The following is a 13,972-nucleotide window of genomic DNA, read 5'->3' on the forward strand; positions in this document are numbered from 1 at the left end:
TCATCGTCCTCACCCCTGCCGCGGAGACCGTCCGCTAACGGGGTGTCTCAAGCAACCGTGGGGCGGAGGAGGGGTCATCGCACCTGGCTGCGGCCCGGCTGCCACAGGACGCCGCGCGGCGCGCGGTGGTCGAGCGCGTAGGAGGCCGCCAGGATGTTCCTCGACGCCCTGATGGCTTCGCGCGTCCTCATCACCGTCTCGCGGATCTCCGCGGTGCCTTGCAACGTGGAGGCGACGGCGGCCCGCCCTGCGATGAGGGTCGGGTCAGGAACCGCCGTGCGTCTCACCGGACCTGCAGGCTTCGGGACCATCGTCTGACACCCGGTCGGGCTTGAACATGGGTTCAGAACGCACCCCGGCGCGCTGTGGTTCAGGGAAGCGCGGGCGGCCCGCCCTTCTCCCACAGCCCCTTCGCCGGCGCCCGGTGTCGGGCCGGCGCCCCGCTCATCGCGCGGGCGTGCGGTCCCGACCGGCGCCTCGTCCCGCCGCGGGCCGTCGTCAGGACGGTCGCGCTGCCGCGGACGGCGCGCCTTCGATCTCGTGCAGGGCGAGGTCGGCGAGCCAGCGCAGCCGGGCCTCGCCCTCCGCGTCGAGCATCCGGGGGCGCGTGTCCGCGATGCAGAGCGTGCCGATGCAGTGCCCGTCGCGCAGGATCAGGGGCTGGCCCGCATAGAAGCGCAGGTAGGGCGGTCCGGTGACGGCGGGATTGTCGGCGAAGCGCTCGTCCAGGCGGGCATCCGGCACGACCAGCGGGTCGCCGCGCCCGCTGCGGTTGCTCGCCGCCACCGCATGGGCGCAGAGCGAGACGTCGCGGCCGGTCTCGCGAAACGGCAGGCCGTGGCTGGCCTTGAACCATTGCCGGTCGCGGTCGACGAGGCTGAGGGCGGCGTAGGGCACCGCGAGGCTCTCCGCCGCGAGGGCGACGAGGCGGTCGAAGCGCGCCTCCGGCGGTGTGTCGAGCAGGCCGAGACCGTGCAGGGCCGCGAGCCGCGCCGCCTCGCGCGGGGGCTTGGCCGCCCGCGCCCAGCGGCAGGCGGTGCGCATCAGCCACGCCCGCAGCCGCGTGCGCGCGTAGCTCGGGGTGAAGGGCGAGACCAAGCGGTCGCTGATGCCGATGGCCTCGTCCCCGCGCCGGTCGCCCGAGCGGCTGACGAGGACGACCGGCAGGTCCCGTCCGGCCGGACCGAGGGCGCGCACCGCACCGCAGAGGCCGGCGAGGCGCTCGGCCGGCTCGGTTCCGTTCTCGACCACGAGGAGCGCCGGCCGATGCCGGGCCACCGCCGCCGCCACCGCGTCCGCGGCGAGCGCGACCTCGTGGAGCGCGATGCCGTCGCCGCGCAGGATCTCGGCGAGGCGGGCCGCCTGCGCGGGATCCGCCGCCGCGATCAGCACCGACTGCGCGGCAAGCGCCGAGGCCACGGCCTCCCGGGCGCAGGGGTCCGGCGCGGCGGCGGGCGCGGCGGCGCGCTCCGCCGCGAGGTCGATGCTCTCGCCCTCCGCCGCCGCGAACAGCACGAGGGACGTGGTGTCTTGGTAGCGCGCCACCAGCGCGTCGAGGCTGTCGTCGTCCCGCTGCGGGTCGTGATGCGTGAGGGCGAGCCGGCGCACGCCGGCCGCCTCCGCCACCGCGATCGCGTACTCGAAGGTGCTGTGGCCCCAGCCGACCTTGGACGGGTACTCGGCGTGCGTGTACTGCGCGTCGTGGATCACGAGGTCGGCGCCGCGCAGGAAGGCGACGTGGCGCCCGTCCTGCCCGTCGAAGTCGCGCCCGCCGGCCGCGGCCTCGGTGCAGAAGGGCTCGTGGTCGAGGGCGTAGACCAGCGTCGCGCCGTCCGCAGCGAGCCGGTAGCCGAGCGTCAGGGCCGGATGGTTGAGGTAATGCGTGGTGACCGCGATGTCCTCGTCCTCGCCGAGGGCCAGGCCGCCCTCGACGAGTTCGTGGTAGCGGATCGTCGCGCCGAGCTGCTCCAGGGCGACCGGGAAGTAGCTGTACTGCATCTGGCCCGACAGGGTCTCGCGCAGGGAGGCGCCGAGGCCGCGCGGGGCGTAGATGTCCCACTCGTTGCCGGGGGTGAAGAAGGGCGCGAAGAACGGCACGCCCTGGATGTGATCCCAGTGCGTGTGGGTGATCAGGACGTGGCCGCGCAGCGGCCGGCCCTCGGCGGCGAGTTCCTGCCCGAGCGCGTAGGCGCCCGTCCCCATGTCGAGGATGGCGAGCGTGCCGCGGGCGGAGCGCACCGCCACGCAGGAGGTGTTGCCGCCGTAGCGGACCGTGCGCGGCCCTGGGATCGGCAGGGAGCCCCGCGTCCCGTAGAAGCGAACCTGCATCGCGCCACTCCGCGCCTCCGCCCGCCGCCTGTGCGGGGCCGGCGCGCCGGCCCGCTTCGATCAAGCGGGGCCGGATTCTGGGGCGAGATCGGCCTCGGCCGCAAGGGCCGCCGTCAGCTGGGATCGACCCCGTGCTGGGGACGCGGCGGACCGCCGTGATGGTCGGTGAAGGTCGACCGCTCGCCGGTCTGCTTCGCCCGCTCCACCCGCGTCCTCTGCCAGATCAGGACGCCGATCACCAGGATGAAGGTCGTGAAGGCCAACATGTAGATCAGGCCGGAATCGCCCATGAGGTCACCTCCCGAGTGTGTCCGACGGCCGGGCGATCCGGCCGCCGCGTTCCATGACACAACTCGCGGGAGAAGAGACGCGGTCCTTGCGGCGAATTGTCTTGGTCTTGTTGACTTTGCGTCAGATCGATCCTGCTTTCGTTTCAATCGATCGTGCGCATCGAGAATTTATTCCTTAGGAAAGGCTCGGCTTGTTCCCGCCGATGACGAATGAACGTCGGGGTGATGGGCGGGGGCGGTGACGACCCTCGCCGCCCTCGGCCCCGCCGCCACGCGGCTGCTCCGAAGCCCGGACGAACGATGCGGGACCCGCCGCGGCGGAGCGCGGCGGGTCCCGTGGGCCGCGGGTCGTCTCAGGGCTTGGCCGCCACCGGGCCGGCCAGTTCCGGGTAGTCCTTGAGCATCGGCGCGCCGTTGAGCGGCTTGGCGAGGCCCTGGTGGCAGGTGGTGCAGTTCACCTTCGCCGGGTCGCCCTCGGGGCCGAGGCGCTGGGGCGGCAGCACCGCGGCGGTCGGGTCGATGTAGTTGCCGTTGATGTCGCGCACCATCCGGATGCCGTGCCACGCCGAGACGCGCTTGGGCGTGCTCTCCTGCCACGACGAGAAGGCGCGGGTGTTGTGGCAGTAGGTGCAGTTGACGCCCAGGCCCTCCGACATGTGGATCATCAGCGCGTAGGTGCGCTCGGTGTGCTGCAGGCTCTCGCCGCGGCCCTCGGGCAGCGCCGTGGTGGCGGCCACCCGCACGGCACGCTCGCCGACCGCCTTGTCGCCCAGGAGTTCGCTGTAGGGGTCGTAGTTCATCGAGGAGAGGCCGGCCTGGAGGCTCGGGTGGTTCTGCCCCGCGTCGCGCGCCGCGAAGCCGCCGGCATGGGCCGGGCCGGGATTGATGTGCCAGACGTTGGCCGGCACCGGCTGCCCGCGATGGCAGGTGTAGCAGGTGACGCCGGTCTCGCCGACGTGGTTCTTCCAGGCGCCGTTGATGGTGCGCACCATGCGGAACATCGTCCGGGCCACCGTCTTCGCGTAGACGCTGTCGTCGGCCATGTTCTCGACGTTGTGGCAGTAGGCGCAGCCCTGCTCGGGCGAGACCCACTCGGTGATCGAGGCCATGATCCGGTTGAACTGGTCGGTGCTGAGGTCGGTCAGCACCTGAACGTTCTGGTAGGTCTGCGTCGCGGGCTCGCCGCCGGGCGGCGCCGGATCCTGGGCGGCGGGCGCCTCGTTGCGGGCCAGCAGCGCGGCCTGCGCCTTCGGGCTGTGCACCTGCACCATGCCGGTGCCGCGAAAGCCCACCTGCTCGGACTGGACCGGAGGCAGGACCCAGCCCGCGGTGCCCAGCATGGCGCCGGTGAGGAGGACGGCGACGACGACGCCGAGGAGCTGAAGGGCGATTCTCATCGGACGCCTCCCGGCAGGCTCAAGGGATCGATCACCGGACCGTAGATCTGCGGATAGCTCGGCGCGACGCCGTGCTTGACGGCCCAGAGGTACCAGTTGTCGACGACGGTTCCGGTGAGGAGGATGCCGATGCCGCCCGTGAGGGTGGTCAGCACCGCGAACCACCATTGCCAGCGGTGGACGGATTCCATCGTGGCGTTGAAGCCCATGGTCCAGCGCCAGAACAGGGCGGCGCGCTCGGTGGCGGTGCCCCGGTCGACGATCTGCTCGATCTCACGCTCGCCGCCGTAGCGGCTCACCGCCAGGATGGTGGCGCCGTGCATGGCGAAGAGCAGCGTCGATCCGTACAGGAACGCGATCGAGAGCATGTGGAAGGGGTTGTAGAACAGGTTGCCGTAGCGCAGCGAAAAAGCCGCGGTCCAGTCGAGGTGCGGGAAGATGCCGAAGGGCACCGCCTCGCTCCACGATCCCATCAGGATCGGCCGGATGAAGCCGAGCACGAGGTAGAGCCAGATCGCCGAGGCGAAGGCCAGCGGCACGTGGTAGCCGAGCCCGAGCGCCCGGGCGCGGCGGAAGAGCCGGACCCACCACAGCAGGATCGAGGCGGTGAGGAAGAAGCCCGCGAGCAGCCACCAGCCGCCCTCGGCCATCGGCGGCAGGATCTTGAGCCCGTGCTCGGGGCGGGGCGGTTCGAGGGCGAGCCAGGGGAGCTGGCGCAGGAACTGGATCGGGTCCCAGTTCACCGAGGCCCACATGTTGAGGCCGATGATCTCGAAGGCGATGATCCCGCACACCAGCGAGAGCGTGCCGAGCGTGCCGAGATAGATCGGCCCGACCTGCGCGTTGCCGATCAGGCCCGCGAGGTAGCTGAACCGGCCCTGGCCGACGCGCTTCTCGCTCTCCGGGACCGTCACCCCGGGCTCGGGGTGGCGGGGATGGACCTGCACCTGCGTGAAGATGTTCTGGTAGTACGCCATGGCGGCCTCGGCCTTCAGTGCGAGTGGCGTCGGGAGCGGAGTTCGGGCCGGTGCGTCAGCGCCAGACCGGCAGGTTGAGCCACCAGCCCCACCATTCGGGCCAGCCGCGGGTCCAGAACGGACCGGAGATCACGATGCAGACCGCGCTCCAGAACCCGGCCGACAGCGCCAGGAACAGGCCGAGCCGGTGGATGCCGAGCGTCCCGATCGAGTAGCCGATCGTGTCGCGGAAATAGGTGTCCTCGTGCTCGGGGGTCTTCACCACCTCGCCCTTGCCGGGATTGGTCGAGGACAGGATGAGCGACCCGTGCAGCGACACGGCCAGCGTCGTCGTGAAGAAGAACGTCACGCCGAGCATGTGCGCCGGATTGTAGTGGAAGTGGAGATACTGGTAGCCGACGTTCGACACCCAGTCGAGATGGCTCAGGATGCCGTACGGAAAGCCGTGGCCCCAGGCGCCCATCAGCATCGGGCGGATCACAACCAGCGTCACGTAGGCGAAGATCGCCACCCCGAAGGCAACGGGCACGTGGTAGCCCATGCCGAGCTTGCGGCAGATCTCGACCTCGCGCAGCGCCCAGGACACGAAGGCCCCGATCGCGCAGACCGTGATGAGCTGCCACAGGCCCCCCTCCTTCAGGGGCGCGAGCGCGAGCCCGTATTTCAGGTCCGGCGGCGCGATGTTGATCTGCCAGACGTTCCAAGTCGGCCCGATCGCCGCGCCCCAGACGATCAGTCCCGTGCCGAGCAGCGTGAAGAACAGCGTCGTGACGCCGAAGAACCCGACGTAGAACGGCCCGACCCAGAAGTCGAACAGATCGCCCCCGAGCAGCGTGCCGCCGCGCACCCGATATTTCCGCTCGAAGTTCAGCATGGCCATGGCGCGGCCCTCCCGGTCGCCGTTCGGCAGCGTGGTTCGCCCGCGGGCGGTGGGCCGGTCGGCCCGGGCCTCCGTCCGCGGTGTGGAGCGCTCGCGCGCTCCGGCCCGACCGTCAGGTCGGCAGCACGAGCGCGTGCGGGACCTCGGCCTTCTTCACGGCCGGCCCCTCCAGCCAGTTGAACCGGCTGGTGCTGAGCAGGATGAAGTGAATCAGGATCGCGAGGACGAACAGGAAGGTCGCCAGCGCCACGAGCGTGCGGCGCGGATCGAACAGAAGCCAGATCTTGTGCATGGTCGCGCCCTCCTCAGGAGATGAACGGCAGCAGGCCGTGGGCGGCGTAGGTCACCCCGTCCTGGAGCGAGGTGTAGCCGTTCGGCCCGGGCAGCCACGGCCGCCACAGCCAGACGAGGAAGTGCGCCACGACCGCGATCGCCGTGAAGATGATGAAGCTGGTGACGAAGATGCCGTGGAACTCCTTCGCCTCCGCTTCGGTGAGCCCTGAAAGGGTACTGGGTTTGTCCATACCGTTGGCCATTGCCGAACCTCCGGGTGCAGGGCCGCGCGGGAGATCCCGCGCGGGGTGTGTCGCCCCTCGGGACCCCGAGGCGGGGCCGGAGGGGCGGTCTCTCCGGCGCCTGAGGCGACGGAAACCGGCCGTGTCGCAGCCCGAGAGGCCTGAGCCCGAGGGGCAGCCTGCGGGGCGTCAGCCCATGAAGGCGAAGGGGATCGCCGAGAGGGCCATCGCCCGGGCCTCGCCGAACACGGAGCGGCGGGGGCCGGGGAGCGCGGCGCCGCGGCCCGGCAGGAGGCGTTGGAGGAATGCCGCGACCAGGAAGACCGGGTAGGTCGCCCCCAGGATGATGCGGAACTGGATCTGCTCCTGATGCGCGCGCGAGACCGTGGCGAACGGACGGGGCATGGCGTCGAACCTCCTCCTCCCGCCGGGCGGCGGGTGCATCGCGCGGGCCGTTGCCGGCCCGCTGTCTCTCGGACCGCCGCGGCGCCGGCCGCGGCGGATCGGCGTGTCGCGGCCGCTCAGGCCGCGGCGGCGAGCGTGAAGCGGGCGCGCTCGACGCAGAGTTCGGTGACGCGCTCGGCACCGCACCGCCGCGCCTCGCGCTCGGCCGCGTCGCGCAGCCGCTTGGCGAACGAGATCCGCACCAGGACCGGGCTCTCCCCGACCGCCAGGTCGAGCCGCGTCCGCGCGTCCTCGTCCCAGGGCAGTTCGGCGAGCGCCCGCGCGGGGGTCGCCTCGACGGCGTCGAGGTCGCGGGCCAGCGGCAGGATGTGGAAGAGGGCGTCGAAGAGCGCGTTGCAGACCTCCTGCACGAGGTAGGTCGCGCCCGAAAAACCCATGAACGGCGTGCCGGTGTGGCGGCGCACCACCGCGCCCGGGAAGGAGGCCGGGATGTAGACCGCCCGGCCCCCGCACTCGGCGAGGTACATGCGCTCGTTGTAGGACCCGAACAGCACCAGCGGCGGCGTCTCGCGGATCGCGCGGCGCACCGCCTCGTTGTCGGGCTTGGTGCCGGCCGTGCGGGAGACCGCGAAGCGGCAGGGGAGGCCCATCTCCTCCTCGAGGAAGTGGCGCAGGCCCCGCGCGTAGGTCTCGCTCGCCACCACCCCGAAGCTCGCCGAGGCGAAGAAGTCCTGTGTCACCGAGCGCCAGAGATCCCACAGGGGCTTGAGGGTCGTGTGCTTCTCGCGCGCGATGAACGGCTCGGGGTCGAGGCCGAGGATGTCGCCCAGCGCCCGCAGGAACTTCGTGGTGCTGTGCACGCCGATCGGCGCCTGCAGGTAGGGCCGGTCGAGCGCTTCGCAGAGCAGGCGCCCGTACTCGCGGTAGAGGCAGATGTTGGCCTCGGCCTGCGCCAGCCGCGGCACGTCCGTGAGGTGCGAGCCCAGCGGGAAGACGAGGTTCACCTCGGCGCCGATCCCCTCGACGAGGCGGCGGATCTCCGCGAGGTCGGAGGGCATGTTGAAGGTGCCGTAGGCCGGCCCGATGATGTTGACGCGCGGCTTGGCCGCGGGGTCGCGCGGCGAGGCATCCTTCGGCGAGGCGCCCTTCGGCGAAGCGTCCTTGGGCGCGGTGCCCTTGCGGCCCGCCTTCCTGGCCCCGTACTCGTTCCAGAGCCAGGACAGGGCGCGGTCGGCGGCCTGCCACTGGTCCTCGTCGATGGTGCGCGGCAGGAAGCGCTGGAGGTTGGTGCCCTCGGGCGTCACGCCGCCGCCGATCATCTCGGCGATCGAGCCCGTGACGACGACGCTCGGCTGGGTCGGGTCGAGGGTCGCGTGGGCGCGCTTCATCGCCCCTTCGGTGCCGTGGCGGCCCAGTTCCTCCTCGGCGAGGCCCGTCACCACGATCGGCAGTTCGTGCGGGGGCAGCGCGTCGGTGTAGTGCAGGACCGACGTCACCGGCAGGTTCTCGCAGCCCACCGGGCCGTCGATGACCACCTGCAGCCCCTTGATCGCCGTGAAGACGTAGACAGCGCCCCAGTAGCCGCCCGCGCGGTCGTGATCGAGGACGAGCATCAGGCCATCTCCCCGATCGGCGGCGCGGGGCTCCGGGCGGCGGCCTTGGCCGCCGGGCGCGCCTTCGGCACGTCCTCCCAGATCCCGGCCGCGTGGCCCTCGCCGACACCGGCGAAGAACGCCCGCATGGCGGCGAAGCGGTCGCGGTTGCCGAGGGCGGCGTTGATCACCTGCGCGAGCGAGCCCGCGCCCGCGATGCCCATCAGCGGGCGGGCCGAGATCAGGTTGGTGAAGTAGAGGGCCGGGATCGCCCGCTCCTTGGCCTTCTGCACCACCGGGGTGGTGCCGATGGCGAGATCCGGCGCGTGGTCGTGGAGCGCCGCGAGGTCGTGCTCCAGCGAGGCGCGGAATTGCACCTGGGTGCCGCGGGCCTCCAGCCACTCCCGGTCGGCGTCCGAGAAGCGCGTGCGCGGGCAGGCCGTGCCGACGTAGGGCACCTCGGCCCCGCTCTCGACGAGCAGGCGCGCGACGAGGAGCTCCGAGCCCTCGTAGCCCGAGAGGGTGATCCGCCCGCGGATCGGGTTGTCCGCGAGCGCGGCCCGGATCGCCGGCAGGATCCGGTTCTTGGCCGCCGCCACCGTGGCGCGCGCGACCCCGCAGGCCTCCCCGACCGCGTCGAGCCACGCGGCGGTGCCGTCGTGCCCGACCGGGGCCGAGCCGAAGACCGGGCGGCCGGCCGCCTCGAACTCGCGGGTGCAGGCGGTGTAGAACGGGTGGATCGCCGCCACGGCCGTGCCGTCGAGGGCGGCGTAGAGCTCCCGCCACTCCCGCGTCGGCACCACCGGACCGACGCCGAGACCGAGCGGTTCGAGCAACGCGCCGATCTGGACGGGATCGACCGGAAACATCTCGCCGAGCAGCGTCACGCTCGGGCGTCCGTCGCGGCCCTGGCGGGGCGCCGCCACCGGCCCGCGCTCCGCTTCCGCGCGCGCCACCTTCAGCATCGCGCCGGCCAGCACGTCCTTGGCCTCGGCGTGGGTCGGCACCCCGAAGCCCGGCACGTCGATGCCGATGATGCGCACCCCGTCGATCTCCCGCGGCAGCAGCCGCAGCGGCACGCCCGAGGCGGTCGGCACGCACAGGTTGATCACCACCACGGCGTCGTGCTGGGCCGGGTCGGCGACCGCATGCACCGCCTCGCGGATGTCCTCGAACAGCTTGCCGGTGACGAGGGTCTCGGAGTTGAAGGGCACGTAGCCGACCGTGCGGCGCGCCCCGTAGAAGTGCGACGTGAAGGTGAGGCCGTAGACGCAGCAGGCCGAGCCCGACAGGATCGTGGCGGTGCGCCGCATCCGCAGCCCCACCCGCAGCGAGCCGAAGGCCGGGCACATGCTCTGGGGCTGGTCGTGAGGACCGGCCGGGTAGTCGCGCTTGAGCGCCGCCACGGTCTCGCCGAGGCCGGCGGCCTGCGCCGCCTCCAGCATCGCGGCTTTTCCGGAATGGCAGCCGTGGCCGTCCTCGCGGGCGGCGGCGAGATTGACGCCGTCGGGCGGAGCGGTGCTCCGGGCGCGCAGCGCCCCGATGTCGAGGGTGGCGCCCATGCTCACACCGTGTCGTAGACGACTTCGAGGGACGGCTTCTGCACGAGCGGGCGCCCGCACATGTCCTCCTGGCTCGCGGGCTCCAGCACCACGCCGCGCCCCACCGCCTCGCCCTTGAACAGGCCGAGCAGCCCGTCCTGGGTCAGGGGCTTGGGCTGATGCGGCGCCGCGCCCGCGACATTCTCGGCGAGGCCGGCGAAGAGCGCGCCCCAGCGCCCGTCGGGCCGGCCGATGATCTCGTAATTCGCGCTCTTCTTGCGGATGTCGTCGTCGGCCGGGATCGAGGCCAGGACCGGGATGCCGACCGCCTCCGCGAAGGCCTGCGCCTCGCCCGTGCCGTCGTCCTTGTTGATGACGAGGCCGCCCACCCCGACATTGCCGCCGAGCTTGCGGAAATACTCCACCGCCGAGCAGACGTTGTTGGCGACGTAGAGCGACTGCAGGTCGTTCGAGCCGACGACCACGACCTTCTGGCACATGTCGCGGGCGATCGGCAGGCCGAAGCCGCCGCAGACCACGTCGCCCAGGAAGTCGAGCAGGACGTAGTCGAAGCCCCATTCGTGGAAGCCGAGTTTTTCGAGGAGTTCGAAGCCGTGGATGATGCCGCGCCCGCCGCAGCCGCGGCCGACCTCCGGCCCGCCCAGCTCCATCGCGAACACGCCGTCGCGCTTGAAGCAGACGTCCTCGATGGCGACCGCCTCGCCCGCGAGCTTCTTGCGGGTGGAGGTCTCGATGATGGTCGGGCAGGCGCGCCCGCCGAACAGCAGCGAGGTGGTGTCGCTCTTCGGATCGCAGCCGATGAGCAGCACGCGCTTGCCCTGCTGGGCCAGCATGTAGGAGAGGTTGGCCAGCGTGAAGCTCTTGCCGATGCCGCCCTTGCCGTAGATGGCGATGATCTGCGTCTCGCGCGTGGCCGCGACCGGCACCGGGTCGGGCGCCATCGCGGCTTCCGCCCGCAGGAGGGCGGCCGGCGGGCCGGCGGGGCGGAGGATGGCTCCGTTCAGCGCTGCGATCATGAACAGGCTCTCCAGTCGAGGACCATCTTGAGGCAGGCGGGGTCGCGGAAGGCCGTGGCGTAGGCCTCCGGCGCCTCGGTCGCCCCGCGGCGATGCGTGATGAGGCCGTCGAGGCCGAGCGCGCCCCCGGCCACCAGGGCGGCGACGGCCTGCAGGTCGTCGGGGCGCCACTGGGCCGAGACGCGCAGGCGCGCCTCGCGCAGGAAGGCCGGCGGGAAGGCGAAGCCGAGCGGTGCCTCGTAAAAACCCGCGAGCACGATCTCGCCGCCGGGTTGCAAGCGGGCGATCAGCGCGTCGAGGAGCCCGGCATCGCCGCTGACGTCGGTGATGCGCGCGTAGGTCGCCGCGTCGCTCTCCGGGTCGATCACCGGGTAGCCATGGGCGCCCGCGCGCCGGGCGGCGTCGCGCTCCCAGACCACCGGCTCGGCGCCCGTCAGGAGCGCCAGCCGCGCGAGCAGCCGCCCCAGCGTGCCGTGCCCGACGATCAGGTGGCGGCCCCCGCCCTCGCCGCCCGACAGGGCGTGGTAGGCGGTGGCGGCCAGCGCCATCAGGATGCCGCGCTCGCCCAAGGCCTCGTCGAGGGGCAGGAGCCGCGCGCCCTCCACCACGAGGTGCGAGGCCGCGCCGCCGAAGAGCCCGCGCACCGGCCCGAAGCAGCGGGCGCCCGGCACGAAGACGAACTCGCCGACCCGGCGGCCCGAGGCGGGGCCGGCCTCCACCACCCACCCGGCCGATTCGTAGCCCGGCACCAGCGGGTAGCCCATGCCGGGGAAGTCCGGCATGCGGCCCGACCAGAGCAGGCGCTCCGTCCCGGTGCTGATGCCGCTCCAGGCCACCGCCACCACGGCATCACCCGCGCCGGGAGCGGCGAGCGCCAGCCTGTCGAGGCGGAGCCGTTCGGGTCTGTCGAGGATCACGGCCAGCGCGTGCATCGGGTCGGCTGCCTCCGCCCTCGCCGGGCGCGTGCCGCTTCATGCGGCAAATGTCATCTTAGTAGTACACTAAGGTGCGTCAAGTTGAGTTTACACATTTGAGCCGGAAAGGCGCTCCGCCGCAGGCCGTTCGGCGACGAGGAGGCGCGTGAGGATCGGCCGGCGGGTCGGCACCTCGCGCACGGCCGAAAAACCGGCGCGGGCCAGCATGCGGGCGAGTTCGGCGGCGGTGCGGGGGCGTCCGCTGCCCATCGCCAGCAGGTAGAAGCCGAAATACGCGTCCCCCACCGGCTCCGCCCCGGGGGTCTCGGCCATCGGCTCGGCCAGCAGCAGCGTGCCGCCGGGCGCGAGCGCCGCGTGGGCCGCGCGCAGGAGGGCGAGGGCCGGCGCATCGTCGTGGTCGTGGATGACGCGCACCAGGGAGACGGCGTCCGCGCCGGGCGGCAGGCCCGCGTGGAAGCTGCCGCCGACCGCCTCGGCGCGGCCGTCCAGGCCCTCGGCGGCGAAGCGCACCCGGGCGCGGGCGGCGACCGGCGGCAGGTCGAACAGCGTCAGGGCGAGGTGCGGATGGCGCCGCAGCGCCTCGACCGCGAAGGCTCCCTCGCCTCCGCCGACGTCGAGCAGGCGCCGGTGGCGCCCGAGGGGCCACGCGTCGAGGATGTCGCCCGCGACCAGCGCCTGCGAGGCGCCCATCAGGGCGCTGTAGGGGCCGGTGGCCTCGCCCGGCAGCCCGGCCGGGTCGGCCGCGCCCGCGTAGCCCCAATAGGCCGAGAGCCGCGTCGGCCCGCCCTCCCGCCGCAGCAGCGCCACCGGGTCGCGCAGGTCCTCGTACAGCATGGCATGGTGGGTGATCATCGCGCCGATCCCGGGATTGCCGAGCAGCGCGGCGCCGAGATCGGCGAGGGCGTAGCGCCCGTCCGGCAGCGGCGTGAGGAGGCCGAGGGAGGCGGCGGCGCGCAGGAGCAGCCGGGCCGAGTCGGGCGGCAGGTCCGTCCGCCGGGCGACCGTCTCCGGGGGCAGCGGCCCCTCCGCGAGCATCCGGAAGAGGTCGAGCCGCACGCAGGCGACCAGCACCTGCGCGTAGACGAAGCCGGCGCAGAGGTCGAACAGCGCCCGCGCGTTGCGGCGCGCGACCGGCCGCGTGAGAGGAAACCCCGCCGCCCAGCGCTGGAAGGCGGGGCGCGCGACCAGCCGGTGACGGAAGGCGAGCCAGCGCTCGCGCCAGCCCGCCGCCCGGGACGGCGGGACTGCCGACAGCTCGGCTTCGGGGGACGCTCGCGCCATGATGGGTCCTCGGCCTCGGTGCGCTGCTGCGGGCGAGGCGTGACGCGCGGGGAACCCCTCTCCCGAGCGGGAGAGGGGCAGGGGTGAGGGTCCAGGTGGGGCCGCAGTGAGACACGGAGCGTGGTGAGGGGAGCGGAACGGGTCCGCTTCAAACACCGACCGTTGTGCTGGTAGCGGGCAGCGTCCTGCCTTCTTGCTGCACCCTCCCGGGACCCTCACCCCTACCCCTCTCCCGCACGGGAGAGGGGATCCCGCGCGGTCCGCGCCTCGTCCGGGAAACGGCGATTCCCGCGCCGCCTACGCCGCCAGCCCCGCGGTCACCCGCGCGGGCAGGAACAGCCGGACCTGCGCCCCGATCTCCTCGCGCAGGCGCTCGGCCCCGCGGCAATCCGGGATCACCTCCACGGCCTCCCGGGAGAGCCCTGCGAGGCGGTGCAGCGCCCCCTGCATGCCCAGCAGCGCCGCCGCGTTCGGCCGCCCGAGGGTGGCGTCGCGCCCGACCGGCTTGCCGACCTCCTCCTGGCGGCAGGCGACGTCGCGCAGGTCATCGGCGACCTGATAGGCTTCGCCCAGATACTCGCCGAGGAGCCGCCACGGCATCGGCTCGGCGCCGGCCGCCGCCGCGCCCGCCACCGTGGCGGCGGCGAACAGCGCGCCGGTCTTGGCCTGCTGGTAGGCCGAGAGGCCGACGCTCGGCTCGGATTCCCAGGCCTGGCCCGCGCAGATGCCGTTCGGCGAGCCCGCCGCCCGGGCCATCAGCCCGACGAGGGCGGCGAGCCGCGCCGGAACGCGGG

General features: G+C 72.9%; 14 protein-coding genes. All 14 read right to left on the reverse strand.

The features are described from left to right. Nucleotides 1-498: 498 nt before the first annotated feature. On the reverse strand, nucleotides 499-2,328 hold the full coding sequence (locus ACKUB9_RS20875) for an MBL fold metallo-hydrolase (protein ID WP_407526012.1): 1,830 nt from the start codon (nucleotides 2,326-2,328) through the stop codon (nucleotides 499-501). Between the two features lie 113 nt (nucleotides 2,329-2,441). After that, entirely contained in the window at nucleotides 2,442-2,618 is a 177-nt protein-coding gene (locus ACKUB9_RS20880) for a hypothetical protein (protein WP_407526015.1), read from the reverse strand. 353 nt (nucleotides 2,619-2,971) lie between these two features. Next, nucleotides 2,972-4,015 (reverse strand): photosynthetic reaction center cytochrome PufC, encoded by a 1,044-nt coding sequence (gene pufC, locus ACKUB9_RS20885; protein ID WP_407526017.1) that lies wholly within the window; start codon nucleotides 4,013-4,015, stop codon nucleotides 2,972-2,974. Further along, nucleotides 4,012-4,992, reverse strand: coding sequence for a photosynthetic reaction center subunit M (gene pufM / locus ACKUB9_RS20890; RefSeq protein WP_407526020.1), 981 nt, complete (start codon nucleotides 4,990-4,992; stop codon nucleotides 4,012-4,014). The genes pufC and pufM overlap by 4 nt, the downstream gene beginning before the upstream one ends. Before the next feature lie 55 nt (nucleotides 4,993-5,047). Further along, complete coding sequence (pufL, locus tag ACKUB9_RS20895; RefSeq protein ID WP_407526024.1) at nucleotides 5,048-5,872, reverse strand: photosynthetic reaction center subunit L; 825 nt, start codon at nucleotides 5,870-5,872, stop codon at nucleotides 5,048-5,050. A gap of 112 nt (nucleotides 5,873-5,984) precedes the next feature. Next, nucleotides 5,985-6,164 carry a light-harvesting antenna LH1, alpha subunit gene (gene pufA, locus ACKUB9_RS20900; protein ID WP_407526027.1) on the reverse strand — a complete coding sequence of 60 codons (180 nt, stop codon included), beginning with the start codon at nucleotides 6,162-6,164 and terminating at the stop codon, nucleotides 5,985-5,987. A gap of 13 nt (nucleotides 6,165-6,177) precedes the next feature. After that, nucleotides 6,178-6,408, reverse strand: coding sequence for a light-harvesting antenna LH1, beta subunit (pufB, locus tag ACKUB9_RS20905; RefSeq protein WP_407526030.1), 231 nt, complete (start codon nucleotides 6,406-6,408; stop codon nucleotides 6,178-6,180). 168 nt (nucleotides 6,409-6,576) lie between these two features. Further along, nucleotides 6,577-6,792, reverse strand: coding sequence for a hypothetical protein (locus tag ACKUB9_RS20910; RefSeq protein ID WP_407526033.1), 216 nt, complete (start codon nucleotides 6,790-6,792; stop codon nucleotides 6,577-6,579). 116 nt (nucleotides 6,793-6,908) lie between these two features. Beyond that, complete coding sequence (bchZ, locus tag ACKUB9_RS20915; protein WP_407526036.1) at nucleotides 6,909-8,405, reverse strand: chlorophyllide a reductase subunit Z; 1,497 nt, start codon at nucleotides 8,403-8,405, stop codon at nucleotides 6,909-6,911. Next, the gene (bchY, locus tag ACKUB9_RS20920; protein ID WP_407526038.1) at nucleotides 8,405-9,946 is read right to left on the reverse strand and encodes a chlorophyllide a reductase subunit Y; all 1,542 of its coding nucleotides are present in this window, start codon (nucleotides 9,944-9,946) and stop codon (nucleotides 8,405-8,407) included. The genes bchZ and bchY overlap by 1 nt, the downstream gene beginning before the upstream one ends. Nucleotides 9,947-9,948: 2 nt before the next feature. After that, nucleotides 9,949-10,962 carry a chlorophyllide a reductase iron protein subunit X gene (locus tag ACKUB9_RS20925; protein WP_407526041.1) on the reverse strand — a complete coding sequence of 338 codons (1,014 nt, stop codon included), beginning with the start codon at nucleotides 10,960-10,962 and terminating at the stop codon, nucleotides 9,949-9,951. Next, entirely contained in the window at nucleotides 10,959-11,894 is a 936-nt protein-coding gene (gene bchC / locus ACKUB9_RS20930) for a chlorophyll synthesis pathway protein BchC (RefSeq protein ID WP_407526044.1), read from the reverse strand. The genes ACKUB9_RS20925 and bchC overlap by 4 nt, the downstream gene beginning before the upstream one ends. A gap of 90 nt (nucleotides 11,895-11,984) precedes the next feature. Continuing rightward, nucleotides 11,985-13,178: a methyltransferase gene (locus ACKUB9_RS20935; RefSeq protein ID WP_407526047.1), complete on the reverse strand. Its 1,194-nt coding sequence runs from the start codon at nucleotides 13,176-13,178 to the stop codon at nucleotides 11,985-11,987. 297 nt (nucleotides 13,179-13,475) lie between these two features. After that, on the reverse strand, nucleotides 13,476-13,972 hold a 497-nt coding region (locus ACKUB9_RS20940; RefSeq protein WP_410825887.1), incomplete at its 5' end, for a polyprenyl synthetase family protein.

It is taken from the genome of Methylobacterium oryzisoli (assembly GCF_046557895.1).
In the GTDB taxonomy this organism is placed as follows: Bacteria; Pseudomonadota; Alphaproteobacteria; order Rhizobiales; family Beijerinckiaceae; genus Methylobacterium; species Methylobacterium oryzisoli.

Coding starts and splice junctions, on each gene's coding strand:
- ACKUB9_RS20925 (WP_407526041.1), bottom strand. CDS start 10,962: ATGATCGCAGCGCTGAACGGAGCCATCCTCCGCCCCGCCGGCCCGCCG.
- pufA (WP_407526027.1), bottom strand. CDS start 6,164: ATGCACAAGATCTGGCTTCTGTTCGATCCGCGCCGCACGCTCGTGGCG.
- ACKUB9_RS20910 (WP_407526033.1), bottom strand. CDS start 6,792: ATGCCCCGTCCGTTCGCCACGGTCTCGCGCGCGCATCAGGAGCAGATC.
- pufC (WP_407526017.1), bottom strand. CDS start 4,015: ATGAGAATCGCCCTTCAGCTCCTCGGCGTCGTCGTCGCCGTCCTCCTC.
- bchY (WP_407526038.1), bottom strand. CDS start 9,946: ATGGGCGCCACCCTCGACATCGGGGCGCTGCGCGCCCGGAGCACCGCT.
- bchZ (WP_407526036.1), bottom strand. CDS start 8,405: ATGCTCGTCCTCGATCACGACCGCGCGGGCGGCTACTGGGGCGCTGTC.
- pufM (WP_407526020.1), bottom strand. CDS start 4,992: ATGGCGTACTACCAGAACATCTTCACGCAGGTGCAGGTCCATCCCCGC.
- ACKUB9_RS20875 (WP_407526012.1), bottom strand. CDS start 2,328: ATGCAGGTTCGCTTCTACGGGACGCGGGGCTCCCTGCCGATCCCAGGG.
- bchC (WP_407526044.1), bottom strand. CDS start 11,894: ATGCACGCGCTGGCCGTGATCCTCGACAGACCCGAACGGCTCCGCCTC.
- pufL (WP_407526024.1), bottom strand. CDS start 5,872: ATGGCCATGCTGAACTTCGAGCGGAAATATCGGGTGCGCGGCGGCACG.
- pufB (WP_407526030.1), bottom strand. CDS start 6,408: ATGGCCAACGGTATGGACAAACCCAGTACCCTTTCAGGGCTCACCGAA.
- ACKUB9_RS20880 (WP_407526015.1), bottom strand. CDS start 2,618: ATGGGCGATTCCGGCCTGATCTACATGTTGGCCTTCACGACCTTCATC.
- ACKUB9_RS20935 (WP_407526047.1), bottom strand. CDS start 13,178: ATGGCGCGAGCGTCCCCCGAAGCCGAGCTGTCGGCAGTCCCGCCGTCC.